Origin of the sequence: Citrobacter amalonaticus Y19, assembly GCF_000981805.1 — a bacterium.
GTDB classification, from domain to species: domain Bacteria; phylum Pseudomonadota; class Gammaproteobacteria; order Enterobacterales; family Enterobacteriaceae; genus Citrobacter_A; species Citrobacter_A amalonaticus_C.
Map to the genome: position 1 here is coordinate 675174 of NZ_CP011132.1, position 25110 is coordinate 700283.

Annotated in this window: 23 protein-coding genes; 6 read left to right on the forward strand and 17 right to left on the reverse strand. The window is 55.2% G+C overall.

All coding sequences use genetic code 11. The features are described 5' to 3' along the window. Window positions 1-8: 8 nt before the first annotated feature. From tcuB to ybfF, 7 genes are all read right to left on the reverse strand, one after another. The gene (gene tcuB / locus F384_RS03010; protein WP_046477493.1) at window positions 9-1148 is read right to left on the reverse strand and encodes a tricarballylate utilization 4Fe-4S protein TcuB; all 1140 of its coding nucleotides are present in this window, start codon (window positions 1146-1148) and stop codon (window positions 9-11) included. Further along, window positions 1135-2538, reverse strand: coding sequence for an FAD-dependent tricarballylate dehydrogenase TcuA (gene tcuA / locus F384_RS03015; protein WP_046477494.1), 1404 nt, complete (start codon window positions 2536-2538; stop codon window positions 1135-1137). The genes tcuB and tcuA overlap by 14 nt, the downstream gene beginning before the upstream one ends. Before the next feature lie 97 nt (window positions 2539-2635). Further along, complete coding sequence (gene tcuR / locus F384_RS03020; RefSeq protein WP_046477498.1) at window positions 2636-3562, reverse strand: tricarballylate utilization LysR family transcriptional regulator TcuR; 927 nt, start codon at window positions 3560-3562, stop codon at window positions 2636-2638. A gap of 130 nt (window positions 3563-3692) precedes the next feature. Further along, window positions 3693-4139 (reverse strand): ferric iron uptake transcriptional regulator, encoded by a 447-nt coding sequence (fur, locus tag F384_RS03025; protein ID WP_046477500.1) that lies wholly within the window; start codon window positions 4137-4139, stop codon window positions 3693-3695. 280 nt (window positions 4140-4419) lie between these two features. Continuing rightward, window positions 4420-4950: a flavodoxin FldA gene (gene fldA, locus F384_RS03030; RefSeq protein ID WP_046477502.1), complete on the reverse strand. Its 531-nt coding sequence runs from the start codon at window positions 4948-4950 to the stop codon at window positions 4420-4422. Window positions 4951-5099: 149 nt separating this feature from the next. Beyond that, complete coding sequence (gene ybfE / locus F384_RS03035; protein WP_046477504.1) at window positions 5100-5393, reverse strand: LexA regulated protein; 294 nt, start codon at window positions 5391-5393, stop codon at window positions 5100-5102. 128 nt (window positions 5394-5521) lie between these two features. Next, window positions 5522-6295, reverse strand: coding sequence for an esterase (gene ybfF / locus F384_RS03040; RefSeq protein ID WP_046497673.1), 774 nt, complete (start codon window positions 6293-6295; stop codon window positions 5522-5524). Window positions 6296-6485: 190 nt separating this feature from the next. Between ybfF and seqA the strand changes: the two genes are divergently transcribed. Beyond that, the gene (gene seqA, locus F384_RS03045; protein ID WP_046477506.1) at window positions 6486-7031 is read left to right on the forward strand and encodes a replication initiation negative regulator SeqA; all 546 of its coding nucleotides are present in this window, start codon (window positions 6486-6488) and stop codon (window positions 7029-7031) included. 23 nt (window positions 7032-7054) lie between these two features. Next, the gene (pgm, locus tag F384_RS03050; RefSeq protein WP_046477508.1) at window positions 7055-8695 is read left to right on the forward strand and encodes a phosphoglucomutase (alpha-D-glucose-1,6-bisphosphate-dependent); all 1641 of its coding nucleotides are present in this window, start codon (window positions 7055-7057) and stop codon (window positions 8693-8695) included. Between the two features lie 149 nt (window positions 8696-8844). Here pgm and F384_RS03055 read toward each other — a convergent pair whose 3' ends face one another. The 10 genes from F384_RS03055 to kdpF all read right to left on the reverse strand — a co-directional run bounded on the left by F384_RS03055 (window position 8845) and on the right by kdpF (window position 21453). Continuing rightward, on the reverse strand, window positions 8845-9276 hold the full coding sequence (locus F384_RS03055) for a nuclear transport factor 2 family protein (RefSeq protein WP_046477512.1): 432 nt from the start codon (window positions 9274-9276) through the stop codon (window positions 8845-8847). Between the two features lie 249 nt (window positions 9277-9525). Next, the gene (gene potE, locus F384_RS03060) at window positions 9526-10845 is read right to left on the reverse strand and encodes a putrescine-ornithine antiporter (RefSeq protein ID WP_046477516.1); all 1320 of its coding nucleotides are present in this window, start codon (window positions 10843-10845) and stop codon (window positions 9526-9528) included. Then, the gene (gene speF, locus F384_RS03065; protein WP_046497676.1) at window positions 10842-13040 is read right to left on the reverse strand and encodes an ornithine decarboxylase SpeF; all 2199 of its coding nucleotides are present in this window, start codon (window positions 13038-13040) and stop codon (window positions 10842-10844) included. The genes potE and speF overlap by 4 nt, the downstream gene beginning before the upstream one ends. 256 nt (window positions 13041-13296) lie before the next feature. After that, window positions 13297-13401 (reverse strand): leader peptide SpeFL, encoded by a 105-nt coding sequence (gene speFL, locus F384_RS29740; protein ID WP_114149115.1) that lies wholly within the window; start codon window positions 13399-13401, stop codon window positions 13297-13299. Between the two features lie 278 nt (window positions 13402-13679). Next, window positions 13680-14357 carry a two-component system response regulator KdpE gene (gene kdpE / locus F384_RS03070; protein ID WP_046477519.1) on the reverse strand — a complete coding sequence of 226 codons (678 nt, stop codon included), beginning with the start codon at window positions 14355-14357 and terminating at the stop codon, window positions 13680-13682. Continuing rightward, complete coding sequence (gene kdpD / locus F384_RS03075; protein ID WP_046477521.1) at window positions 14354-17041, reverse strand: two-component system sensor histidine kinase KdpD; 2688 nt, start codon at window positions 17039-17041, stop codon at window positions 14354-14356. Before kdpD ends, kdpE begins: the two co-directional genes overlap by 4 nt. Next, on the reverse strand, window positions 17041-17607 hold the full coding sequence (kdpC, locus tag F384_RS03080; RefSeq protein ID WP_046477523.1) for a potassium-transporting ATPase subunit KdpC: 567 nt from the start codon (window positions 17605-17607) through the stop codon (window positions 17041-17043). Before kdpC ends, kdpD begins: the two co-directional genes overlap by 1 nt. An 8-nt stretch (window positions 17608-17615) precedes the next feature. Beyond that, complete coding sequence (kdpB, locus tag F384_RS03085) at window positions 17616-19664, reverse strand: potassium-transporting ATPase subunit KdpB (RefSeq protein ID WP_046477525.1); 2049 nt, start codon at window positions 19662-19664, stop codon at window positions 17616-17618. Between the two features lie 20 nt (window positions 19665-19684). Next, window positions 19685-21364, reverse strand: coding sequence for a potassium-transporting ATPase subunit KdpA (gene kdpA / locus F384_RS03090; RefSeq protein ID WP_046477526.1), 1680 nt, complete (start codon window positions 21362-21364; stop codon window positions 19685-19687). Further along, on the reverse strand, window positions 21364-21453 hold the full coding sequence (gene kdpF, locus F384_RS03095) for a K(+)-transporting ATPase subunit F (protein ID WP_042285393.1): 90 nt from the start codon (window positions 21451-21453) through the stop codon (window positions 21364-21366). Before kdpF ends, kdpA begins: the two co-directional genes overlap by 1 nt. Before the next feature lie 308 nt (window positions 21454-21761). Between kdpF and F384_RS03100 the strand changes: the two genes are divergently transcribed. The 4 genes from F384_RS03100 (at window position 21762) to ybgI (ending at window position 24995) form a co-directional block, all read left to right on the forward strand. Beyond that, window positions 21762-21968: a YbfA family protein gene (locus F384_RS03100; protein ID WP_046477528.1), complete on the forward strand. Its 207-nt coding sequence runs from the start codon at window positions 21762-21764 to the stop codon at window positions 21966-21968. Between the two features lie 96 nt (window positions 21969-22064). Further along, window positions 22065-22634, forward strand: a complete 570-nt coding sequence (locus F384_RS03105; RefSeq protein WP_080949865.1) for a YbgA family protein — start codon at window positions 22065-22067, stop codon at window positions 22632-22634. Between the two features lie 24 nt (window positions 22635-22658). Further along, a complete protein-coding gene (gene phrB, locus F384_RS03110; RefSeq protein ID WP_046477529.1) occupies window positions 22659-24080 on the forward strand; it encodes a deoxyribodipyrimidine photo-lyase in 1422 nt (473 codons plus the stop codon). Window positions 24081-24251: 171 nt separating this feature from the next. After that, on the forward strand, window positions 24252-24995 hold the full coding sequence (ybgI, locus tag F384_RS03115) for a radiation resistance protein YbgI (protein WP_046477531.1): 744 nt from the start codon (window positions 24252-24254) through the stop codon (window positions 24993-24995). The last annotated feature ends 115 nt before the right edge of the window (window positions 24996-25110 follow it).

Genomic DNA, 25110 nt, shown 5'->3' on the forward strand with positions numbered 1-25110 from the left:
TTTGCGGGTCAGTCGCCTGCGACCCCCGCCTGTTTTCCGCGTCGCTTCTCAATCGCCCATTTGAGTAAAGACGCGCAGCGGTAAAATCCGTGGGCAAATTTTCCGTACGGAATGGTCAAAAAAAGTGCCATGACCACGCCAAGATGGATGGCAAGCAGGATCCCCATCCATGAGGTATCTCTTCCCGCCAGCAAACCTAAACCGGTCAGGCTGGTCAGTAGCAGCAGTAAAATAAATCCGCGATCCATCGGTTTCTGTCGTGCGTCGCCATGCAGTGGCGAGCGCTTAAGGTTTAACCACAGCAGGCCCGCCGGGCCGACGACTAAACCGACGCCTCCGAGCGTGCCAAGCATGACCGGCACGCTGAAGAACGGGTAGGGGGCTTCCCATCCGGCGAAATAGTGGTAACCGGTCGCCACCACTGTCGCGGCGAAGCAGAGCATAAAGCCGTAGAAGGTGAAATGGTGGAAACGACGGCGCATCAGCGTAAAGGCGTCGTCAGCGTCGTTGCAGCCTTTGCCATGTCCGCCGTCGAGATATTTCAGCGTCAGCGCATTGTGCGAGGCTTCGGCAATTTCCACCGGACGTGGGCCGACAGGCGATATCTCACGCCAGAAGCGGATCACGCCCGCCATCAGTAAACCGATCGCCAGAACGAAAACGGAACCAAACATCCATGCCAGCAGGTTGTGCGGGAAGATTTGGTAGAAATCACCGGCCAGTGGGGGATGGCGCAGCGATCCTTTCAGCCCCATTGCGAGAAGTAAAAAGAGGATCAGACTAAAGACCAGCGCCAGCGTCACAGTGACGCCCGCCCGGCGATACAAGGCACCGAAGGCCGCAGGCTGTGTGTAATGTTGATAGGTTTCCAGGCGTACTTCCGCCATCGCTTTCGGCACATTGATTGCAAACTCATGCGGCGGCGCGTACTGGCAGGCATGCAGGCAGGCGCCGCAGTTATGACACAGGTTAGCAAGATAGTTGATGTCGGCTTTGCCAAATTCCAGTCGTTGAGTCATTGCCGGAAACACGGCGCAAAACCCTTCGCAATAGCGACAGGCGTTACAAACCTGCATCACCCGCTCGACTTCAGCCTCCGGCTCGGTGAGAATTTTGGCTTCAATAATCAATTTTTCAAGCTGCTTCATGACGCGCCTCCTTACGTGCTGCCAGGGCGGCTTCTTTCCCTGCGATCCGACCAAACGTGGTGCCGATGGACATGCCGACACCGGCGGTATAACCCTTGCCCAGCACATTGCCAGCCATCATCTCACCGGCAACGAACAGGTTACGGCTGGGAGCGCCTGCGAAGTGGACCGCTGCGTGTTCATTCACTTTCAGCCCCAGATAGGTAAAGGTGATCCCCGGACGCAGGGCATAGCCGTAGTAGGGAGGGGTATCGAGAGGTCGCGCCCAGTGGGTTTTTGGCGGCGTCAGGCCCTGCGTCGCGCAGTTGTCCAGCGTCGTGTGATCAAACTGGCCCGGCTGACAGGACTGGTTGTATTGCTCCACGGTATGGGTAAAGCGTTCGGGATCCAGCCCCAACTGGCGGGCCAGTTCACCCAGCGTGTTGGCCTGCGCGCCAGGAAAAACCGGCGGCATAAAGTGGCCGATCGCTTTGCTATCGATAATGGAGTAGCCAATCTGTCCGGGCTGGTGGGCAACCAGACGCCCCCAGATGGCATAACGTTTCGGCCAGAAATCTTCGCCTTCATCGTAAAAGCGTTCCGCGTCCCGATTGACCACCACGCCAAGCGAGACGCAATCCACGCGGGTACAAATGCCGCCGTCATACAGCGGGGCTCGGGCATCAATGGCAACACAGTGGGACTGGGACGGATCGCCGATGATATCAGCTCCGGCATCAATCATAAATCTGAGCAAGACGCCCTGATTAAAGCGGGTGCCACGGATGAGGAAGTTATCGGCAGGCCATTCGCCACGCGCATTTTCCCCCCAGGCGTCGCGCAACCATTCGCGGTTGGATTCAAATCCGCCGGCGGCGAGGACGCAGGCTCTGGCCCCAATGCGCTCGTTTCCTGCCAGGGCGGCGACGAACTCGCCGTTATGCAATTCAAGCGCCTGCACCGGCGTGTTGTAGCGAATCTGTACCCCCAGCTTTTCCGCGCTGCGGTAATAGGCGTTCACGAGGGCTTTACCGCCGCCCATGAAGAAGGCATTGGTACGCGCCACGTGCAGCGCGCCAGAGAGCGGAGGCTGAAAATTAACACCGTGCTGGCGCATCCAGTCACGACACTGCGATGAGGTACGAATAACCAGACGCGCCAGCGCTTCATTGGTATTGCCTTCAGTGACACGCCAGAGATCCTGCCAGAACTCCTCTTCGGGATAACTCTCGACCAATACATCCTGTGGCGCATCGTGCATGCAACGTAAATTGCGCGTGTGTTGAGAATTGCCGCCGCGCCATTCCCGTGGCGCAGCCTCTAACAGCAACACGGAAGCGCCTGCCTCGCGGGCGGTTAAGGCGGCACATAACGCGGCATTACCGCCGCCAATCACCAGTACATCCACCATCGTTTACTCCATTACCATTTAACTATTTGTTAAATTTGTAATTGAAATGTATACGTACGGGTTGTATGGCCGCTATGACGAGAAGCTAAAGACCTGTTTAGTGAGCGTAAAGGGTCGCCCCCGGCCAACGGCCGGTTTCAACAAGTTCACGCATGACTTTTGTGAGTATCACGCGGGCTGCGAGCCCTGCGGGGGTGAGTTCATCGTCAGACAGGCTGACCAGAAAATTGGGGCGGCTAAGTACGGGATTGTGGACGCCGATCACTCTTAGCGCCTCTCTTTCAAGGTGCGAAATGGCAGCGCCGGGTTGCAGCGTGGCACCGAGTCCGCTGCGAACGGCGCGCATCAGTAATGTCAGGCCGTCAATTTCTGTGGCGATATCAACCTTCAGTCCGTGTTCTTGACAGATAGCCTCCAGTCGGCCACGCAGACCGTGACCCAGACTGGGCATGATCAGGGGAATATTCGCCAGTTGAGCAGGGGTGATGGTGTCATCCAAAATATCCGCCAGCAGCTCGTGCGTGCCAATCAGAAAAAGCCGTTCTTCGAGAACCGGCCTGGCGCTCCAGCGCAGGATCTTCTCTTTTTGAAAAACAACGGCCAGATCAATCTGACGGTTGTTGATCATCCGTTCCAGGTTGCCCGAGAGGCTTTCCACCACATGCAGGCGTACGTCGGCATAATGTTCCCGCATGGCATGAATAAACGGCATTCCCAGGACGGAGGCCGTGCTGGGGGCCATGCCGACGCTGACGTGTCCGGAAAGACGCGCCTCTCGTGCAGCCAGAATGGCATCATCAGCGTGACGCAGCGCCAGTTGCGCCTGTGAGTAAAAGGCCAGACCGGCGTTGGTTGGTGTCACGCCACGCGAGGTTCGCTGCAACAGACGAATCGCGAGTTCGTTTTCCAGTCGCGTCATCTGCTGGCTGAGCGCGGAGACGCCGATATCGAGATCGAGTGCCGCGCTGCCCATACTGCCGGTTTCCACAATACGGACAAAGTAACGTAGCTGGCGAAGTTCCATTTCGATTCTCCGGACAAGGCAGGGTGAGATTTTACATTAAAGCAACATGCTGTCAGAAGAAAGTGCAGCGTGGGGAATGACACGCATAAAAAAAGCCAACCGACAGGTTGGCTTTTCAGAATAATGCAAATTATTTCGCGTCGTGCGCGTGTTCGTCTTCGCGGCAATCACCTTCAGCGCAGTGGCCGTACAGATAAAGGCTATGATTCGTCAGACGAATGCCATGCTTCGCCGCGATCTCACGCTGGCGCGCTTCAATAGAATCATCACTGAATTCGATCACTTTGCCGCAATCGAGGCAAATAAGGTGATCGTGATGATGCTGCTGGGTCAGCTCGAAAACGGATTTACCGCCTTCAAAATTGTGGCGGGTTACGATCCCGGCGTCATCAAACTGGTTCAGCACGCGATACACGGTCGCCAGACCAATTTCTTCACCCATGTCGATCAGTCGTTTATATAAATCTTCCGCACTGACGTGATGGTTTTCCGGTTCCTGAAGAACTTCCAGGATCTTTAAACGAGGAAGCGTTACTTTCAGGCCAGCCTTCTTTAATGCGGTATTGTTGTCAGTCATGCGGAATCTGTCCTGTTGCTAAACGATTCACTTCATACAAGAAGTGACAGAAATTGCACTCGAGATAATGCGTTTCATTATAGGACTGCCGTGTCTAAATGAAAACCGCAAGCCTCTGGCAAATGTTAATAAATAGTCGGTATTGCCTGGAAATGAGAGCGCTACCTAAAAACTCCCGCACATTGTACAGGGATGGGCAAGAAAGTTACAAATTTGTAGCAATTATTTTGATTGGTTCTGTCTATTGATGCGGCGCAAACATTGTCTGCGCCGCCGTACATCAGGCATTAATGATGTCGTCGAGGTGCAGTTCTTCGGAAATCTGTTTCACCCATTTTTCTACACGCTCGGCGGTCAGTTCCGGCTGGCGGTCTTCGTCAATTGCCAGACCGACAAAATGATCGTCATCCGCCAGACCTTTGGAGGCTTCAAAATGATAGCCTGCGGTCGGCCAGTGGCCGACGATAGTGGCGCCGCGCGGCTCAATGATATCGCGGATCGTGCCTAACGCGTCGCAGAAGTATTCGGCATAATCTTCCTGATCGCCGCAGCCAAACAGCGCAACCAGTTTACCGTTAAAATCAATGTCTTCGAGGGTCGGGAAGAAGTCGTCCCAGTCGCACTGCGCTTCACCGTAGTACCAGGTTGGGATACCGAGCAGCAGAATGTCATAGCCTTCGAGATCTTCCTTGCTGCTTTTTGCAATGTCATGCACATCGGCAACGTCTTTACCAAGCTGTTTTTGAATCATTTTTGCGATATTTTCGGTATTCCCGGTATCGCTGCCGAAAAAGATGCCAGTGATTGCCATGAGTAAAGTAACCTCTTGAAACTTATTGAAATGGTGGTGGCGAATTGCCCACAGATAACGGCAATCATAGCAGAACAGTCAGGTATGCGGAAATAGCAAACGCATACGAGTGCACTCCATGCTACACGAAAGTGGGGGATGGGAGGATTTCAGGCGAGACCCTGGCCGCGTAGCGCCGCCAGTTGGGCCATCAGTATCTCTTCAATCAGTTCGCTGCGGCTCATCTCCCGGGATTCCGCCAGCTTATTTAGCGCGTCTACAGCTTCCGCGTTGAGTTTGAGCTCGACACGCTTAAGACCACGAACTTTGTCGCGTTTTAGCTGGTTACGCTTGTTAATGCGCAGTTGTTCATCGCGCGAAAGCGGATTGGTTTTCGGTCGTCCCGGGCGACGCTCGTGCGCGAACAGATCTAGTGTCGTACGGTCCGTTTGTTCTTTGGCCATGATTTTGGTGACTTCGGGGAAACAATCAGCCAGGCCTCTGCCCGGATGGATAGCGCGCCATCATACATCAGCGGATGAGGCGCGCCAACGTTCGTACGTGTAATCGCGCACGGACGCTGAGTTTTTAATCAGTTAGCCGTCTCGTTGAGATAACGACGAATGGCGCGCAGCACCGCCTCTGGCTTTTCGGCATGTACCCAGTGACCCGCCCCGGCAATCACATGCGCACGCGCCTGTGGGAACTGTGCCAGTAAATCGGCGCGATACGCCTCGGTGACATAAGGGGAGTTGCCGCCGGGGATAAACAGCGCCGGATGATCCCAGGCTGGAATCGCCTCCCAGCCGACGATATGCGGGTATTGTTCCCACAGTACCGGCACGTTAAAACGCCACTCGCCGTCAACGTACGATTTCAGCAAAAATTGAATCACGCCTTCTTCATTAAGATATTCGCGCATGACCGCTGCCGCCTGTTGGCGGGTTTTTGCCTCTGATGCTGTTACCGCGTTGATGGCTGCGAAAATTTCGTTGTGGCGGCGGACGTGGTAATCCACTGGGGCAATATCAATAGCCACTAAACGATCGATGCGTTCCGGGGCCAGCGCGCTGAGCGCCATTACCGCTTTACCGCCCATCGAATGACCAATAAAGGTGGCTTTTTCGATGTGTTGCGCATCCAGTGTATCCAGCAGATCCTGCGCCATCGCCGGGTAGTTCATCACCGGATCGCGAGGAGAGAGGCCGTGGTTACGCATATCGACCTGGATGATGTCATGATCGTCCACCAGATCGCGCGCAAGCACGCCCAGGTTGTCCAGACTACCAAATAAACCGTGAACCAGTACGATGGGAGAATTATTGTGCAGGTTTTGTGCAGATTGCGCTCGGATATTCAATTTCATGGCAAAGTTCTTTTTTTCGCTCTGTCGGGTTAAGGTATTATGTTGACCATTCTGCCACAGGGCTGCAACCACTTCGGTTTTCTCCGAGTTTTTTGTTCAGCCAGATTTGACGCTATTCGCCGTTGGGATTTGCCCCTATACTCCCAACGATTTGTATTTCAGATCAGATAAGACACCGCACTGGATTAAGATGAAAACGATCGAAGTTGATGATGAACTCTATAGCTATATTGCCAGCCACACGAAGCATATCGGCGAGAGCGCATCCGAGATTTTACGGCGTATGTTGAAGTTTTCCGCCGCATCACAGCCCGTCACGCCAGTGACAAAAGAGGTTCGCGCCGCGCAACCGGTGGTTACAGAGGCGAAACCCGTCAATCTTGTCAAAGATAAAGTGCGCGCTATGCGTGAACTGCTTCTGTCCGATGAATATGCGGAACAGAAGAAAGCCGTTAACCGCTTTATGCTGGTGCTGACTACACTCTATACACTGGATCAACACGCGTTTGCTGAGGCAACGGAATCGTTGCATGGCCGTACGCGTGTCTATTTTGCGTCTGATGAACAGACGCTACTGAAAAACGGTAATCAAACCAAACCAAAACACGTGCCCGGCACGCCGTATTGGGTGATCACCAACACCAACACCGGCCGTAAATGCAGCATGATTGAGCACATCATGCAGTCAATGCAATTCCCGGCGGAATTGATTGAAAAGGTTTGCGGAACAATTTAATCCATGCAGAAAAGGACCAGGCAATGGCAATCCACAACCGTGCAGGCAAACCTGCGCAACAAAGTGATTTGATTAACGTCGCGCAACTGACGGCACAATACTATGTACTGCAGCCCGCAAAAGGAAATGCGGAACACGCGGTGAAGTTCGGCACCTCCGGACACCGTGGCAGTGCAGGTCGTCATAGCTTTAACGAGCCCCATATTCTGGCGATTGCGCAAGCTATCGCGGAAGAGCGTGCGAAAAACGGCATTACGGGTCCGTGCTATGTGGGTAAAGACACCCATGCACTGTCCGAACCGGCGTTTATCTCCGTACTGGAAGTGCTCGCAGCGAACGGTGTCGACGTGATTGTTCAGGAGAACAACGGTTTTACCCCAACGCCAGCCGTATCGAATGCAATTCTGGTCCACAACAAAAAAGGCGGCCCGCTGGCTGACGGTATTGTCATTACCCCGTCCCACAACCCGCCGGAAGATGGTGGGATCAAGTACAATCCGCCAAATGGTGGCCCGGCAGATACGAACGTCACGAAAGTGGTGGAAGACCGCGCGAATGCGCTGCTTGCCGATGACCTGAAAGGCGTGAAGCGTATTTCTCTGGATGCGGCGCTGGCGTCCGGTCATGTCAAAGAACAGGACCTGGTGCAGCCATTTGTTGAAGGGCTGGCGGACATCGTCGACATGGCCGCCATCCAGAAAGCAGGTCTGACACTGGGCGTGGATCCACTGGGTGGCTCCGGTATCGAATACTGGAAACGTATCGCTGAACATTACAAACTGAACCTGACCATCGTGAACGATCAGGTTGATCAGACTTTCCGCTTTATGCACCTCGATAAAGATGGCGCGATCCGTATGGACTGCTCGTCTGAATGTGCCATGGCTGGTCTGCTGGCGCTGCGCGATAAGTTCGATCTGGCGTTCGCCAACGATCCCGATTATGACCGTCACGGCATCGTCACCCCGGCGGGGCTGATGAATCCGAACCACTATCTGGCGGTGGCGATCAACTACCTGTTCCAGCATCGTCCGCAGTGGGGCAAAGAGGTGGCGGTCGGTAAAACGCTGGTCTCTTCAGCCATGATTGACCGCGTGGTTAACGATCTGGGTCGCAAACTGGTTGAAGTCCCGGTGGGTTTTAAATGGTTTGTTGATGGTCTGTTTGACGGCAGCTTCGGCTTTGGCGGTGAAGAGAGCGCGGGGGCATCCTTCCTGCGTTTCGACGGTACGCCGTGGTCTACCGATAAAGACGGGATCATCATGTGCCTGCTGGCGGCGGAAATTACTGCCGTTACCGGGAAGAACCCGCAGGAGCACTACAACGAGCTTGCTGCCCGTTTTGGCGCGCCGAGCTACAACCGTCTGCAGGCAGGCGCAACGTCCGCACAGAAAGCGGCGCTGTCTAAACTGTCTCCGGAGATGGTCAGCGCCAGCACGCTGGCAGGTGACCCGATCACCGCGCGCCTGACAGCCGCACCGGGTAACGGTGCGTCGATTGGCGGTCTGAAAGTAATGACCGACAACGGCTGGTTCGCGGCGCGTCCGTCCGGTACGGAAGATGCGTACAAGATCTATTGCGAGAGCTTCCTCGGCGAAGAGCATCGCAAGCAGATTGAGAAAGAAGCGGTCGAAATTGTCAGCGAAGTGCTGAAAAACGCCTGAGTTGAAAAGTCGCATTAAAAAAGGAGCCGATCGGCTCCTTTTTCTATTCCCGCACGCTTTCCCGTAGGCTGCCATCCGGCGTTGTTTTATTGCCTGAAGGCGCTTCGCTTATCAGGCCTACGATCGCACGATGTTGGACGTTCGCGTGGTTATTGGGGGAGCTTATACGCCTGACGCGCTAATAACTTCCAGTCACCCGCGCTGTCTTTTTTCATCACCAGCATTACGCCGATTTTCACTTCGCCTGGTTTGCCACTGTCGTTTGTTTTGGCTTCCAGAATATGGCGGACGATCGCGACATCGCCATCAATCTGAACAGTCTGGTCGTTCAGATTTAAGGTCTTAAATTGTGATTTTCCTGTCACGATCGCGTCAACAAATTCGGCGTTATTTTCAATTCTTCCGCTGGAATGGCCATAGCTCAGGGAGGGGGTTCCCACTTTTTCCAGACTGGATTTTTCACCGCTCAGCATCGCCTGACGCATGCTTTCTACGGCATCGGTTACCGCTTTAACGTCTGTACTCTGTGCAAAGCAAGAGCTGCTTAACAGCAAGAGCGCCATACAAAATGCTTTTTTCATGTCCATCTCCTGATAGAGGTTTTCGGTCTTAGTCGACCCCTGAACCTAATAAAACATTGTTACGATATTCAGGAAATAAATAGAACATTAATTCATTAAAAATAAAACATTGTTTTAATGATGAGCTTCACAGACTGTGAAAAACGTTCGCGGTTACGGCCGGATTCCCCATTTTCGTGCTCATCTTTATCTTTTGCGGAAGTAAAAAAAGGCGCCATAGGGCGCCTTTTATGACTGTCGTATAGCGGGTTAACCGTGCTTATTTTTCAGTTCAAAGCGCGGTGAGACCAGACCGTACAACGTCCAGCCGAGGAAGGTCACGATGGAACCGTACAGCATCGCTTCCTGACCTGACGAGTAGAGCGCATAGAAACTGTACATCGCCCCGATGAACGCCACGAAGTTTGCCGATTTTGCTTTCGCCGCCGGAACATTCGCCACTCGCTGAATGATCACCAGCGCGGCCATCGACAGGATGTACGGGATGATGTTCGTTACCACGGCCAGGTTGACCAGCACGTTAAACTGGCTGTTCAGCGACGGGCTGATGGTCATCAGCGATAAGCCGCTCTGGATGACCACAATCGTCAGCATTCCCTGAACGGGCGCATCGACTTTAGTCACGCGAGAGAAGATCCTGGGGAAATAGCCTTCGTCGGCAGAGGATTTAAAGACCTGCGCTATCGTGAACTGCCAGCCTAACAGCGATCCGCAGCAGGACATGATCATCAGCGCCATGATCACTTTACCCACTTCCGGTGTGAACATCTGCGCAAATGCCAGACCAAACGGAGCGGTCGAGTTTGCCAGATCCATGTTAGGTACAATCCCGGCAATCACGTTGGTGGAGACGATGTAAATCACCGCCGCACCCAACGTCCCGCCCAGTACGGCAATCGGGACGTTCTTTTCAGGGTTTTCGACGACTTCCGCGTTAGCACACGCCGATTCAAGACCGAGGAACGCCCACAGCGTCATCGCGATAGACGAACCAACCGCCGTGAAGAACGGTACGTGATGCGGGTTCCAGGAGTTGGCGTACAGGGTTGGGCTAAACCAGAACCAGCCGATGATGCACAGGCCGACAACCGGAATGATCACGCCCCAGACGGTGATACTGCTGATCTGTCCGGTAATGCGCGCACCACCAAAGTTAGCAACCGTACAGATCCACAGCACGCCAATGGTGGCGAGACCGATTTGCACCGGGGTGAGACTAGCGCCAAAAAGCTCGGTACCATAACCCACGGCGGAGATAGCGATAGCGACGTTGGCAATCAACAGCGACACCCCATAGGTGTAATTCGCCATAAAGTTGCCGGATTTACCAAACGCATATTCCGCGTAGCCACCCATCCCGCCGGATTTACGGCTAAACATGCCACACTTGGCGAACGCCCAGGCCAGCGCCATGGAACCGACAGCGGTAACCAGCCAGGAGATAATCGAAATGGTGCCGACTTCAGCCAGTTTGGTCGGCAGCATGATAATCCCGGAACCCATCATATTGACCATGGTCAGGATGGTGAGTTGCATCACGCCCATTTTATTGGATTTGGCTTTACTCATAATGCTTCTCCTTTTAACAGGCCAGTCTGTGCTTCGCGAGGTTTAATCACGTAGCACCACACCTGTTTGCGACCATCGCACTCTTTGACGTACACACCCTGAAGTTCCGGCGCAAAACCGGGCAGCAGGTTGATCCCTTCCTCCAGCGCGCTGAAATAACGCAGTACCGCGCCGCCCCAGACTTCCCCCGGAACCACGCACAACACGCCTGGCGGGTAAGGGAGTGCGCCTTCAGCAGCAATGCGACCTTCGGCTTCTGGCAGAGGCACCAGATCCACTTCACCACGCAGATACGCGTAGTTGGCATCCTGCGGGTTCATGCTGACGCGCGGGAAATGCGATTTACGGAACATCTCTTTTTGCAGTTGCTTCACGTTGTGACGTGCGTACAGGTCATGCATCTCCTGACACAACTGGCGCAGGGTATAACCGGCATAGCGCGCTTCGTGCTGTTTGTAGAGCGACGGCAGGACATCAGCCAGTGGCGCATCAGACTCCAGCAACCGCTCGAAGCGCACCAGCAGGGCGACGAGCTGTTGCAGTTTCGCCATGTCTTCTGCCGGGGTCAGCAGGAACAGGATCGAGTTGAGGTCGCATTTCTCCGGCACCACGCCGTTTTCACGCAGGAAGTTGGCAAGGATGGTTGCCGGGACGCCGAAGGTGTCATATTCGCCGCTATGTGCGTTGATCCCCGGCGTGGTCAGCAGCAGTTTGCAGGGGTCAACAAAGTATTGATGCTCGGCGTAACCTTCAAACGCATGCCAGCGTTCACCCGGGACGAAGTGGAAGAAGCGCAGGTCATTCGCAATTTCCGCAGTAGGGTAAGACTGCCACGGTTTACCCTCGATCCATTGCGGAACGAACGGGCGAATATGCTGGCAGTTATCGAGGATCAGCTTACGGGCGTCGATACCGTTCGCCACGCAATCCATCCACATATTGCGACCACTGACGCCTTCGTGCATTTTGGCGTTAATATCCAGCGCCGCAAACAGCGGATAGAACGGGCTGGTGGAGGCGTGCATCATAAACGCATTATTCATGCGTTTATGGGGGACATACCGCGACTGGCCTTTGATATGGCTGTCTTTTTTGTGAATTTGCGAGGTCTGGGAGAAGCCTGCCTGCTGCTTGTGAACCGACTGCGTCACCAGAATACCCGGATCGTTTTCGTTCAGTTCCAGCAGAAGTGGAGAGCAATCCGCCATCATCGGGATAAACTGCTCATAGCCTACCCAGGCGGAGTCGAACAGGATGTAGTCACAAAGATGACCAATCTTATCCACCACCTGACGTGCGTTATAAATCGTGCCGTCATAGGTACCTAACTGGATGACGGCAAGACGGAACGGGCGCGCATCCCGGGAACGTTGTGGTGCCACTTCGCTGACTAACTCACGCAGATAGCTCTCTTCAAAACAGTGGGCATCAATCCCGCCGATAAAGCCGTACGGGTTACGCGCTGTTTCCAGGTAGACCGGCGTTGCGCCTGCCTGCAATAACGCGCCGTGATGGTTTGACTTATGGTTGTTGCGATCGAAGAGCACCAGATCGCCCGGAGTGAGCAGCGCGTTAAGCACCACTTTGTTGGATGAAGAGGTTCCGTTCAGCACAAAGTAGGTTTTATCGGCATTAAACACCTTCGCGGCATGCTGCTGGGCAATGCACGGCGCGCCTTCGTGGATCAGCAAATCGCCCATTGCCACGTCGGCATTACACAGGTCGGAGCGGAAAAGCGCTTCGCCAAAATATTCCACGAACTGGTTGCCTGCCGGGTGACGGCGGAAAAACTCGCCACCCTGGTGTCCTGGGCAGTCGAAGGCGCTGTTCCCCTGGTTAACATAGTCAACCAGCGCGCGGAAGAACGGGGGGCGTAATTGCGTTTCGTAATGACTGGCTGCCGTTTCTAACTGACGACCGTAGAACGCGGTACGGGCTTCGTGACATTCAAATACGCCCGAAATGCGTGGCAGATATTCTGCCGGAACGCGCTCTTCCTCTTCGGTGGCGATGAAGACGGGAATACCGTAGCCGGTCGCGTCAATTTCATCGAGTTTTCCACGTTCAATATCATTGACAGATAACACCACTGCGGCCACGTCAATAAAATGGCTTTCATCAACATTCACAATCGTGCGTTGTGTAGAAAAACAGTCAGGGCAAGAACGACTCACGGCAATTTTTAATTCAGACATTTTCATCTCTTTATTCTCAGGTAATAGCAGGTCCTCAATTTCTCGAATGAGAAACTGATAACTCCGGAATAAAAGCAAAGTTTGTCCCCTGATAAATAAATCAGTAAATTGCTTTTTTTAGGATGCAAAAAACCTTACCTGTCCGGTCACAGGCGAATCAAGGCTTAAGCAGAGTGAGCACTGAGGAATACAGGCATGAGCCTGTGATACAGCGAGTCAGGAAGACCTGTATGCTGGAGTGCCCATAGTCGAAAGACTAACGGGCATTAAAGAAATGAAAGTCAAAACTATTACGGTGGGCAAACATCATAATATGCGTTGTTCGCCTGATATGGGGCATTGTACGACTATTATTTTCCATTTTGCTTACCTTTACTGGATGAGTGGAAGGTGAGGGTATTTTATCCAGGAAATGGCGTTGTTCTGTGAAGAAGATCAATAATAAACGATCATTTTAAAAATAATTAGTCGCTGTTTATGCATATCGTGCGATAAGATATCGAATTGTTATTTGTATGTTATATATGTGTGCTTTATTATTTTGATGGGATTTTACTTGTGTCGGATAATATATGAAATTATGACACGAAAAATAATAAAAATATTATTTTGTTTTATTTAAAAATAATGAATAACCATTCACGGCATAAAACGATAGCCAATGCCGGTTTCGGTAATGAAGTGGCGGGGGCGCGCGGGATCATGCTCCAGTTTCTGTCGCAGGTGACCCATATAAATACGCAAATAGTGGCTGTGTTCAACGGCGTTCGGTCCCCAGACCTGGTTCAACAACTGGCGCTGGGTAAGTACTTTTCCGGCGTTGTTGAGCAATACGGCCAGCAGGCGAAACTCAATCGGCGTCAGGTGGATCTCCGTTTCACCTCGATGAATCAGATGTGCGGCGAGGTCCACCACCACATCGGAAAAGCGCACCACCGGTTCGGGAGAGGGAGTGGCGGAATGACGACGCAGGGCAACGCGCAGGCGCGCCTGTAACTCGCCAATGCCAAAAGGCTTGCTCAGATAGTCATCGGCACCCGCATCCAGCGCGGCAATTTTGTCACTCTCTTCACTACGCGCAGAGAGCACAATCACCGGGACGGCGCTCCACTGTCGCAGGTCGCGAATGAAATCAATGCCGTCGCCATCCGGCAGGCCGAGATCGAGAATAATAAGATCGGGCTTGCGCGTTGCCGCCTCCAGCAAGCCGCGCTGAAGGGTCTCGGCTTCGTACACGCGCAGACCATCGGCTTCCAGCGCGGTACGCAGAAAGCGGCGAATGGCTTGCTCATCTTCAACAATCAGAACGTTTGTCACATATCCTCATGAAAATCTTCAAGTTCTGGCGGGGCTTCTTGTAACAGTGTAACACGGAAACAGGCACCGCCCTGAGGGCGATTATAGACGGCAATTGTCCCGCCGTGCACTTCCACTATCGCCCGACAAATGGCCAGCCCCAGTCCGACGCCCGGCACCGCTGACTCTTTGTTCCCCCGGGCGAATTTGTCGAAAACGCGCTGCTCCTGACCCTGCGGAATGCCCGGCCCGTTATCCCAGACGTCAAGTTGCAGATGCTTGTCCGCAACGTGGGCGTCGATGCCGATCTCCGCCTGCGGTCCGGCATATTTAATGGCGTTTTCCAGCAGGTTAATCAGCACCCGCTCGAACAGCGGACCATCGACGTGAATGAGCGTCAGCGGCGCGGGCAGGGAGAGATTCACCGGATGAACCAGGCCTGGTTCCAGCATTTTAAGCGCGCTGCCGACCACTTCTTCCAGCGTCAGCCACTCTTTTTTGAGGTTGAAACCGCCAGACTGAATGCGCGCCATATCCAGCAGATTATTCACCAGACGGGTGGTATTCAGCACATGCTGGCGAATTTCGCTGGCCTGTCTGGCATGAGGCGAGCCTTCGCTGGCGAGGTCGAGCGTGAGAATTTCCGCCTGGCCAAACAGCACGGTCAGCGGGGTACGCAGGTCGTGAGAAAGCGCGGCGAGCAGGGCGTTTCGCAGGCTTTCCCGTTCGCTGGCCAGTCGCGCCAGTTCTTCGCTGGCCGTTAAGGTCAGGCGTTCCAGCGCATTCGCTACCAGCAGGGTGAAGGTTTCCAGCAGTCGCTGCTGCTCGGGGATCATCAACTGGCGCAGATTGCCTGGTTCGACAACCACCAGTCCGTGCGTTTTGTCGGCACTGCGTAAGGGCAGGATCTGGTACGGCACGCCGGGCAGGGTATCGGTGCCGGCACCCGCCGGTAACCCTTTATCAAAGCTCCAGCGGGCAATGGCATCATCCCAGGGCGTCATTCCCTGCTGGTGAGTGAGGGCGCTCAGTTTGCCCTCTTCATCCGGCAACAAAATCTGGCTGCGGGCATGAAACGTGGAGGCAATAAATTGTTCGCTGGTGGTGGCGATATCGTGCGTACTGCGTCCCATCGCCAGCGCTTTTGACATTTCATAAAGATGGCGCGTTCGCTGTTCCCGATAGCGCGCGACGCGAGCCTGATAACGTACCCCCGCCGTCAGGTTACCGACAATCAGTCCCACGGTCAGCATGACGCCAAAGGTAAGGAGATACTGCACGTCTGAAACGGCAAGCGTGCCTCGTGGCGCAATGAAGAACAGGTCAAAACTGACCACGCTAATCACGGTGGCAAACACCGACGGCCAGCGACCATAGAAGAGCGCGATCACCACCACGCCGAGCAGATAGAGCATCACCAGGTTAGCCGCATCAAAGGCGGCAAGCCACTGGCTGGCAATAAACGTGGTTAGGGCGCAGAGCGCGACGGCGACCAGGCTGCCCTGAATTTGTACGCGCCATTTGTCCTTAAAGACGCGGGTGTCGGGCATTGTCGTCAGCGCCCTGACCGGCGGATCGTCCAGGGCCACAACCATCAAATCCAGTTCCGGCGCGCGTTTCGCCAGGCGGTCGGCAAAAGAATCGCGGTGCCACCAGCGCCGCGTGGTCGGGCGTCCCAGCACTATTTTTCCTAGATTGTGCTCGCGGGCGTAGCGGACCACCGCTTTGTCTTCACTGGGGTCGGACAGCGTGGCGGTTTCCGCGCCTAACTCCTGCGCCAGTCGCAGGGCATGCAGAATATTACGACGCTGCTTTTCGGGCAGGCGATGCAGCGCCGGTGTTTCGACGTAGACGGCGTGCCAGACGCTGCCCAGTCGCGATGCCAGACGCGCGGCGGTGCGCACCAGTTTTTCACTGCCGGTGTTGTGACCAATGCAGAGCAGAATGGCATCACGCGTATGCCAGACCTTCTCTTCACCTGGACGGCCCCGCCATGCGCGCATCTGATCGTCCACCCGATCGGCGGTACGGCGCAGCGCCAGTTCGCGCAGGGCGATTAAATTGCCCTTGCGAAAGAAGTGTTCGATAGCGCGCTCGGCCTGCCCGGCGATATAGACTTTGCCCTCTTTCAGGCGCTGGCGCAGATCGTCAGGAGGTAAATCGACCAGCACCACCTCGTCGGCAGCGTCAAAAAACGGATCCGGTACGGTTTCGCGCACCTGAATCCCCGTCACGCCGCTGACCACGTCGTTCAGGCTTTCAAGATGCTGCACGTTGACGGTGGTAAAGACATCGATACCGGCATCGAGCAGTTCTTCAATATCCTGCCAGCGTTTGGGATGGCGCGAGCCTGGCGCATTACTGTGCGCCAGTTCATCCATTAAGATTAGCGCCGGGCGGCGGGCAAGCGCCGCATCGAGATCGAACTCGCTGATATGCCGTCCGTGGCGTGCCTGCCACTTAAGCGGCAGGATGCTGAGACCGTCCAGCAGGGCGGCAGTCTCTTTACGTCCGTGTGTCTCCACCACGCCAATCAGGATGTCCAGTCCCTGTGCGCGCAGGCGTTGGGCCTCGGCGAGCATAGCCCAGGTTTTCCCGACGCCCGCACAGGCGCCGAAGAAAATTTTCAGTTTTCCGCGATGCGGCGCAACCGCCTGCTCCAGCAGGCGATCGGGATCGGGGCGTATCGGTTCATCATTGACCATCAGAGCCTGTCCAGCGCTAAATTGAGTTCGACAATATTCACGACCGGTTGGCCGATAAAGCTCACCAGCGGTTTCTGCGTGTATTCTGCAACCAGTCGCGTCACCTGTTCAATGGTGAGATGGCGGGCCTGCGCCACGCGAGGGATTTGCCACGCCACCGCAGCAGGCGTCAGGTTGTTGTCCAGACCGCTCGCGGAGGCAGTGACCAGTTCCACCGGTACGCTACGACTGGCCTGCGGGTTGGCGGCGCGCAGGGCGGCGACTCGGCTTTGCAGTTGTTTATCCAGTTCCGGGTTACTGACGGCGAGATTACTGCCGCCGGAAGCCATGGGATTATAGGGCATTTCAGCGGTAGCCGAAGGCCGTCCCTGGAAATAGCCTTCGGCGGTAAAGTTCTGCCCAATCAGCGCAGAACCCCGCACCCCGAGGTCATCCCGAATCAGTGAACCGTTAGCCTGATGCGGGAACCACCATTGCCCCAGCGCAGTGGTCAGCAGCGGATACACGCCGCCCGTCAGCAGCATCAGGAAAATCATTGTTGAGAACAACGGACGTAAACCACTCATCAGACACCTCACACCAGACCCAGCAGGGTCAGCAGTAAATCAATCACTTTGATGCCGATAAACGGCACAACCAGACCACCCAGACCGTAGATCCACAGGTTACGCCGCAGCATGGCAGACGCGGAAAGCGGCTTGTAGCTCACGCCTTTCAGCGCCAGCGGGATCAGAAAAACAATGATCAAGGCGTTAAAAATCACCGCGCTCAGAATGGCCGAATCAGGCGAATGCAGACGCATAATGTTCAGCACATTCAGTTGCGGATACGTCGCGGCGAAAGCGGCCGGAATGATCGCGAAGTACTTCGCCACGTCGTTGGCGATACTGAAGGTGGTCAGCGAACCGCGCGTCATCAGCATCTGCTTGCCGATGTGCACCACTTCGATAAGCTTGGTGGGGTTAGAGTCGAGATCCACCATGTTGCCTGCTTCTTTTGCTGCCTGCGTACCGGAGTTCATCGCTACCGCGACATCGGCCTGGGCCAGCGCCGGAGCGTCGTTGGTGCCATCGCCGGTCATTGCCACTAAGCGGCCTTCCTCCTGGTACTGGCGGATGAGCGCCAGTTTGGCCTCCGGCGTCGCTTCGGCAAGGAAGTCATCTACGCCCGCTTCGGCGGCGATGGCGGCGGCGGTCAGGCGGTTATCGCCGGTAATCATCACCGTTTTGATGCCCATTTTACGCAACTGGGCAAAGCGCTCTTTTATCCCGCCTTTGACGATATCCTTCAGCGCGATCACGCCGAGTACACGGGAACCTTCCACCACCACCAGCGGCGTGGCGCCCTGACGGGCGACGCTATCCACTTTCTGCTCAACATCCACCGGGAACTGGCCACCGTTGGTCTCAACGTGGCGACGGATGGCATCGACGGAGCCTTTACGAATCATCCGGTTGTCGATGTTAATGCCGCTCATGCGGCTCTGGGCGGTAAAGGGAACAAAGGTGGCATGCAGCGACTGCACGTCGCGCTCGCGCAGATTAAACCGCTGCTTGGCGAGGATCACGATGCTGCGGCCTTCCGGCGTTTCATCGGCTAATGAAGAAAGCTGTGCGGCGTCGGCCAGCGTTTTTTCATCCACGCCCTGGGCAGGCAGGAAGTCCGAGGCCTGACGGTTGCCCAGCGTGATGGTGCCGGTTTTGTCCAGCAGCAGTACGTCCACGTCGCCTGCGGCCTCCACTGCGCGTCCGCTGGTGGCGATGACGTTCGCGCCGAGCATACGACTCATCCCGGCGACGCCAATGGCGGAGAGCAACCCGCCGATGGTTGTTGGGATCAGGCAAACCAGCAGAGCGACCAGCACCGTGACGCTGACCGCGTGACCGCCCCAGGCCGAAAACGGCCACAGCGTGGCGGTTGCCAGTAAAAAGACAATCGTCAGGGCAATCAACAAAATGGTCAGGGCAATCTCATTGGGTGTTTTACGACGCTGTGCGCCTTCGACCATGGCGATCATCCGGTCAAGGAAGGTTTCGCCGGGGTTTACGCTGCATTCGATCACTAGCCAGTCGGAGAGAATACGCGTCCCGCCGGTTACCGAGGCGAAATCACCGCCGGACTCGCGGATAACCGGCGCGGACTCGCCGGTAATGGCGCTTTCATCCACCGAGGCACCGCCTTCAATGACTTCGCCGTCGCAGGGAATGATATCGCCTGCTTCCACCAGCACAATGTCGCCTTTGCGTAGCTCATCAGCAGGGACGTGGTCCATCTTCGCCCCGTATTTCGGCTCACGCAGTTTGCGGGCGAAGGCGGTTTTTTTAACCCCTTTGAGGCTATTGGCCTGCGCTTTACTGCGCCCCTCGGCGAGCGCTTCGGCAAAGTTGGCAAACAGTACGGTGACCCACAGCCACAAACTGATTGCCCCGGTAAACAGCGCATTGCCCCCCATCTGTCCCGTCACCATCGCCAGCGCGATAACGGTGGTCAGCAGACTGCCAATCCAGACGATGAACATCACCGGGTTGCGCCACTGGGTATGTGGGCTTAATTTTTTCACTGCGTCCATCAGCGCCTGAGCGACCAGAGAGGGTTCGAACAGCGCCAGTTGTTTGCGACTCATAACATTCTGCTCCGCATTACTCAGCGTAAGGAAAGGTGTTCAGCGACTGGGCCAAGCGCCAGTGCAGGAATAAAAGTCAGGGCGCCGACTAACAGCACGGTGCCTACCAGTAAACCGATAAACAGCGCGCCGTGCGTCGCCAGCGTACCAGGACTGGCCGGTTGGCTTTTTTTCGCCACCAGCGACCCGGCAATCGCCATCACCGGGATGATGACCCCGAAGCGACCGACAAACATGCAGAACGCCAGCAGGCAGTTCCAGAACGGGGTGTTGGCGCTCAGACCGGCAAAGGCGCTGCCGTTGTTGTTGGCGGCTGAAGAGACGGCGTACAACACTTCGCTAAAGCCGTGCGGACCGGGATTGAGCATGGCGCTGCGTCCCGCATCGGTCATCATGGCGAGCGCGGCGCCAAGCAAGACCAGAGCCGGGGTCACCAGAATCGCCAGCGCGGTCATTTTCATCTCGCGAACGTCGATCTTTTTGCCCAGGTATTCCGGCGTGCGGCCAATCATCAGTCCGGCGATAAACACCGCCAGCAGCACGAACAGCAGCATGCCGTAAAGACCCGAACCGACGCCGCCGAACACCACTTCGCCAATCTGCATCAGCCACATTGGCACCATGCCGCCCAGCGCAGTAAACGAGTCGTGCATCGCGATCACCGCGCCGCACGAGGCCGCCGTCGTGACCACGGCAAACAGACTGCTCACCAGCACGCCAAAACGGCTCTCTTTACCTTCCATATTGAGACTGGAATCTGCGCCAAACTGCAGCAGATGCGGGTTGCCCTGAACCTCTGCCCACATCACCACGGCAACGCAGACGATAAAGATGAGCGACATGGCCGACAGCAGCATCCGTCCCTGACGACGATCGCCTGCCGCGTCGCCAAACGCGAAACAGAGCGCGGCTGGAATTAAAAAGATCGCCAGCATTTGCACCATGTTGGTCAGCGCAGTCGGGTTTTCGAACGGGTGCGCAGAGTTGGCGTTAAAGAAACCTCCGCCGTTGGTTCCCAGCATTTTGATGGCTTCCTGCGAGGCCACCGGCCCCATCGGCAACAGCTGTTGCACGCCTTCCAGAGTGGTGAAGGGTTGATAGGGCAACAGGTTTTGCAGGCTGCCTTGCTGAATAAAAAACAGCGCAATCACCAGCGCGATGGGGCATAAGATCCACAGCGTAATACGCACCAGATCGACCCACGCATTGCCCAGCGTGCTCATGCTCTGGCGCGTAAAGGCGCGGATCAGGGCAAATACCACGGCGATCCCGGTTGCGGCAGATAAAAAGTTTTGTACAGTCAGTCCGGCCATCTGGCTGAAGTAGCTTAAGGTGGTTTCTCCGCTGTAGGACTGCCAGTTGGTGTTAGCAACAAAGCTGACCGCGGTGTTGAGCGCCAGATGCCACGACAGGCCAGGCAACTGTTGAGGATTTAGCGGCAGAAGGTTTTGCCACAGCAACAGCAGAAACAGGATGACCAGCCCCAGCACGTTCAGCCCGAGGATCGCCAGCAGGTACTGCTTCCAGTTCATCTCGTGTGACGAAATGCCCAGTCCACGCCAGATCAGGCGCTCAACGCCCGCTGTACCAGGCAGTGAATTGTTGCCGATCAGCCGCGCCAGGCCCGCACCTAACGATCTTGCGAGCACGAATAGAATCACCAGGAAACTGACGATGAGTAAAAATCCTTGCGCAGCCATCAGAACGCCTCCGCATTGATTAATGCATACACCAGGTAACCTAATAATAAGAAAATCAGCACGATGCCAATTATCACGCCTGCACTCACGGTGCACCTCCAGTGGCATAAATGAGATAAACAAAGCGTAAATATCTGGCTGCAAAGATTTCGCAAAAATCGGCGTCGGGGGTGTAAAAAAAGTATAAAAATGGCAAAGACCATTGTTTAACTAATGGTTAGTATTAATTTAACCTTCTTGTAACTTTATTACGCGATAAAGATAAACAAAGCGTAAATAGCTAAAAATAAGTGGTCGGATGAGTAGTAAAATTACACGCAAAGCGGTACTATTTTCAGCAGATAACCAATTTGACTTTACCGGTGATGATTACCGGCCAGATAAAGGGGAGAGAATCATGGGGTTGTACAAAGAATATCCAGCACATGTTGTATTGTTACGCCGTACTTTCGCCATTGTGGCTGGGGTGCTGGCGCTGCCGGTCATGTTGTTCTGGAAAGACCGCGCCCGTTTTTATAGCTATTTACATCGCGTCTGGTCAAAAACCAGCGATAAACCGGTGTGGATGGATCAGGCTGAAAAAGCCACCGGCGATTTCTACTAAGACAATCGCGTTCAGAAAAACCGCCAACAGCAATGTGGCGGTTTTTTTTATGCTCCGGCGTCTACACTGATACAGTGAAATGCAAAAGGAGCTGTCATGAGCGAGAAAATCCCTGTTGGCCTCAGTGCCTGCTTGTCAGGGGGCGCGGTGTTGGATTCAGGCGAAGGCCGACCGCAGATTGACGAAAATGAACTGGTGCGGATCTACGCGCTGCATGAACTGTACGTATTACATCAGCAAGGCTTAACGCGTGCGGCGTTGATCGCCTGGCACAGCCGTTACAAGCTGCTGATGCTGGCACACTCCCAGCCCGAGTATCGCCAGTTGGGGCCGTTTGTGGCGGCCGTCCATGAATGGGACAATCTTGAGGCTTTTTTTACCGCCTACCGTCAGCGTGTGGCGCAGCTACTGTCACACCGTTCCACCCGGCGTAACCATACCAACGTGCTGATGCACGTTCAGGGCTATTTCCGTCAACAGCTTACGCACTCACAGCGGCGTGAGCTGACTTCACTTATCGATGCGTACCGGTGCGGAACGCAGCCCCTGCTTGCGCCGCTGATGCTCATCAAACACTATATGCGGCAATACCCGCACCTCTGGCTTTCTGGGCAGCGTTATTTTGAACTCTGGCCTGCGATTCTGCGTTTACGTACTGAACGTTAATTCTTTGATTCATTCGGGAGTGTTATGTCCACCCATCTGGTCTGGTTTCGCCGCGATCTCCGTTTGCATGACCATCTTGCCCTCGCCGCCGCCTGTCGCCACCGCACCGCGCGCGTCATGGCGCTGTTTATCTCCACGCCTGAACAGTGGGCGAACCATGAGATGTCACCGCGACAGGCCGCCTTTATCCAGGCTCAGTTGACCGCCTTACAAAAGGCGCTGGCGGAAAAGGGCATTCCGCTGCTGTTTGAGGAGGTCGATGATTTTGCGGCCAGCATCGACGTGGTGAAATCGGTGTGTGAGCAGCAGGACGTCAGTCATCTTTTCTACCACTACCAGTACGAAGTGAATGAGCGTGAGCGCGATGCGGCAGTGGAACGCGCGTTACCCAATGTGGTTTGCGAAGGGTTTGATGACAGCGTGATCCTGCCGCCAGGTTCGGTGATGACGGGCAATCATGAGATGTATAAAGTCTTCACGCCGTTTAAAAACGCCTGGTTAAAACGGCTGAAGGAGGGGATGCCAGAGTGCGTTCCCGCGCCCCAACGGCGTGAGGGGCATGAGGTTTCGTCATCGTTACCTCCGCTTCGCCTTAACTATCCGCAGCAGGAATTTGACCCGACGCTTTTCCCGGTGGACGAGAAAGCCGCGATTGCCCGACTGCGTCAGTTTTGCCAGCAGGGCGCGGGTGAGTACGACGAACGTCGTGACTTCCCGGCAATTGAAGGCACCAGCCGTTTGTCCGCCAGTCTGGCAACGGGAGGCTTATCGCCGCGTCAGTGTTTGCATCGCCTGCTGGCAGAACAGCCGCAGGCGCTGGACGGCGGCGCGGGCTGCGTCTGGCTGAACGAACTTATCTGGCGCGAATTTTACCGCCATCTGCTGACGTACTATCCCAAACTGTGCAAACACCGCCCCTTTATTCTCTGGACCGATCGCGTGCGCTGGCGGGACAGCGCGGCCCACTTGCAGGCCTGGCAGGAGGGAAAAACGGGCTATCCGATTGTCGATGCGGCGATGCGGCAACTGAACGCCACCGGCTGGATGCATAACCGTCTACGGATGATTACGGCCAGCTTCCTGGTGAAAGATCTGCTGATTGACTGGCGTAAAGGCGAGCGTTATTTCATGTCGCAACTGATTGATGGCGATCTCGCCGCGAATAACGGCGGCTGGCAGTGGGCGGCCTCCACCGGAACCGACGCCGCGCCGTATTTCCGTATTTTTAACCCAACGACGCAGGGCGAAAAGTTCGACCGCGACGGTGAGTTTATCCGCCAGTGGATCCCCGAACTTAGCGATGTACCGGGTAAGGCTATCCACGAACCGTGGAAATGGGCGACGAAAGCAGGCATCACGCTCGACTATCCGCAGCCCATTGTCGATCACAAACAGGCGCGCACGGAAACGCTCGCCGCGTATGAGGCCGCGCGAAAAAGCGGATGATGACTATGCGGTCTGACGCCATAACTATTCAGGAAGATGTCCGTAACCACACATCTTTTTTAGGGTTTAACACCGGGCGATGGTTTCTTAATATGGCTAATAATTGTCTATCGACGAACAGGCACAGGGACGTTATGTTAACGGAGTGCATAAATAAACAAGGGCTCGATGATGAAAAACACCGAACTGGAACAACTGATCAACGAGAAACTGAACAGCGCCGCCATCAGCGACTACGCGCCAAACGGTTTACAGGTTGAAGGTAAAGAGACGGTGCAGAAAATTGTCACCGGCGTGACCGCCAGTCAGGCGTTACTGGATGAAGCGGTGCGTCTGCAGGCCGATGCGGTCATCGTTCATCATGGTTATTTCTGGAAAGGCGAGTCCCCGGTGATTCGTGGGATGAAGCGCAATCGCCTGAAAACGTTGCTGGCGAATGATATTAACCTCTACGGCTGGCATCTCCCGCTGGATGCGCATCCTGAACTGGGCAACAACGCACAGCTGGCGGCCCTGCTGGGGATCACTGTGATGGGTGAAATCGAGCCGCTGGTTCCCTGGGGCGAACTGGCGATTCCGGTGCCGGGGCTGGAACTGGCGTCGTGGATTGAAGCGCGTCTTGGGCGCAAGCCGCTATGGTGTGGTGATACCGGGCCGGATACCGTTAAACGCGTCGCCTGGTGCACCGGCGGCGGACAAAGCTTCATCGACAGCGCCGCGCAGGCTGGCGTCGACGCCTTTATTACCGGCGAAGTTTCCGAACAAACCATCCACTCTGCCCGTGAACAGGGGCTGCATTTTTACGCCGCCGGGCATCACGCCACCGAACGTGGCGGGATCCGCGCGCTCAGTGAATGGCTGAATGAAAATACCGATCTGGATGTGACGTTTATTGATATTCCCAACCCTGCATAACCCGCCTCATAAGGGCTATTTTACTTGCCATTCTGGCCCTGGGCAGTGCTCAAAATCCTCACGTACTTCCTGTACGCTCCGGTTTTTGCGCGCTGTCCGAGTCCAGACTGGCTGC

Coding starts and splice junctions, on each gene's coding strand:
- tcuB (WP_046477493.1), bottom strand. CDS start 1,148: ATGAAGCAGCTTGAAAAATTGATTATTGAAGCCAAAATTCTCACCGAG.
- tcuA (WP_046477494.1), bottom strand. CDS start 2,538: ATGGTGGATGTACTGGTGATTGGCGGCGGTAATGCCGCGTTATGTGCC.
- tcuR (WP_046477498.1), bottom strand. CDS start 3,562: ATGGAACTTCGCCAGCTACGTTACTTTGTCCGTATTGTGGAAACCGGC.
- fur (WP_046477500.1), bottom strand. CDS start 4,139: ATGACTGACAACAATACCGCATTAAAGAAGGCTGGCCTGAAAGTAACG.
- fldA (WP_046477502.1), bottom strand. CDS start 4,950: ATGGCAATCACTGGCATCTTTTTCGGCAGCGATACCGGGAATACCGAA.
- ybfE (WP_046477504.1), bottom strand. CDS start 5,393: ATGGCCAAAGAACAAACGGACCGTACGACACTAGATCTGTTCGCGCAC.
- ybfF (WP_046497673.1), bottom strand. CDS start 6,295: ATGAAATTGAATATCCGAGCGCAATCTGCACAAAACCTGCACAATAAT.
- seqA (WP_046477506.1), top strand. CDS start 6,486: ATGAAAACGATCGAAGTTGATGATGAACTCTATAGCTATATTGCCAGC.
- pgm (WP_046477508.1), top strand. CDS start 7,055: ATGGCAATCCACAACCGTGCAGGCAAACCTGCGCAACAAAGTGATTTG.
- F384_RS03055 (WP_046477512.1), bottom strand. CDS start 9,276: ATGAAAAAAGCATTTTGTATGGCGCTCTTGCTGTTAAGCAGCTCTTGC.
- potE (WP_046477516.1), bottom strand. CDS start 10,845: ATGAGTAAAGCCAAATCCAATAAAATGGGCGTGATGCAACTCACCATC.
- speF (WP_046497676.1), bottom strand. CDS start 13,040: ATGTCTGAATTAAAAATTGCCGTGAGTCGTTCTTGCCCTGACTGTTTT.
- speFL (WP_114149115.1), bottom strand. CDS start 13,401: ATGGAAAATAATAGTCGTACAATGCCCCATATCAGGCGAACAACGCAT.
- kdpD (WP_046477521.1), bottom strand. CDS start 17,041: ATGGTCAATGATGAACCGATACGCCCCGATCCCGATCGCCTGCTGGAG.
- kdpC (WP_046477523.1), bottom strand. CDS start 17,607: ATGAGTGGTTTACGTCCGTTGTTCTCAACAATGATTTTCCTGATGCTG.
- kdpB (WP_046477525.1), bottom strand. CDS start 19,664: ATGAGTCGCAAACAACTGGCGCTGTTCGAACCCTCTCTGGTCGCTCAG.
- kdpA (WP_046477526.1), bottom strand. CDS start 21,364: ATGGCTGCGCAAGGATTTTTACTCATCGTCAGTTTCCTGGTGATTCTA.
- F384_RS03100 (WP_046477528.1), top strand. CDS start 21,762: ATGGGGTTGTACAAAGAATATCCAGCACATGTTGTATTGTTACGCCGT.
- F384_RS03105 (WP_080949865.1), top strand. CDS start 22,065: ATGAGCGAGAAAATCCCTGTTGGCCTCAGTGCCTGCTTGTCAGGGGGC.
- phrB (WP_046477529.1), top strand. CDS start 22,659: ATGTCCACCCATCTGGTCTGGTTTCGCCGCGATCTCCGTTTGCATGAC.
- ybgI (WP_046477531.1), top strand. CDS start 24,252: ATGAAAAACACCGAACTGGAACAACTGATCAACGAGAAACTGAACAGC.